This is a genomic window from Microtetraspora sp. AC03309 (assembly GCF_020826795.1).
GTDB lineage: Bacteria > Actinomycetota > Actinomycetes > Streptosporangiales > Streptosporangiaceae > Microtetraspora > Microtetraspora glauca.
In genome coordinates this window covers 1-418 of sequence record NZ_JADDIL010000566.1, presented here as the reverse complement: position 1 = coordinate 418, position 418 = coordinate 1, and the positions used below count along the sequence as shown (strand labels likewise).

The following is a 418-nucleotide window of genomic DNA, read 5'->3' as shown; positions in this document are numbered from 1 at the left end:
GCGCACCGTCAGCCCGGCGGAACCGGTGGAACGGCAGCACTGCTTCCTTGACCGCGACCGGCGCGTTACGGGCAATGGTGGCCCCGTCACCGTTCTTGTTCAGCAGGCCTTCGGCACGCAACTCGGTGATGCTCGCGCCCAACATCACCCGGGCGCAGGCCTTGGCCAGCGGCACCGCGGTGGCCTTGGAGACGAAGGGCACGGTACGGCTGGCACGCGGGTTGGCCTCCAGCACGTAGAGCACATCGTCCTTGAGCGCGTACTGCACGTTGAGCAGGCCCACCACGCCGATACCGCGGGCAATGGCCTCGGTCGCGCGGCGCACTGCTTCGATGTCGCTGCGGCCCAGGGTCACCGGGGGCAACGCGCATGCCGAGTCGCCGGAGTGGATACCGGCTTCCTCGATGTGCTCCATGAT

General features: G+C 68.4%; 1 pseudogene. It reads right to left on the bottom strand.

Features of this window, described 5'->3' with window-relative positions:
• A pseudogene (gene carB, locus IMZ11_RS44385) lies at positions 1-418 on the bottom strand (carbamoyl phosphate synthase large subunit); the annotation flags it as partial.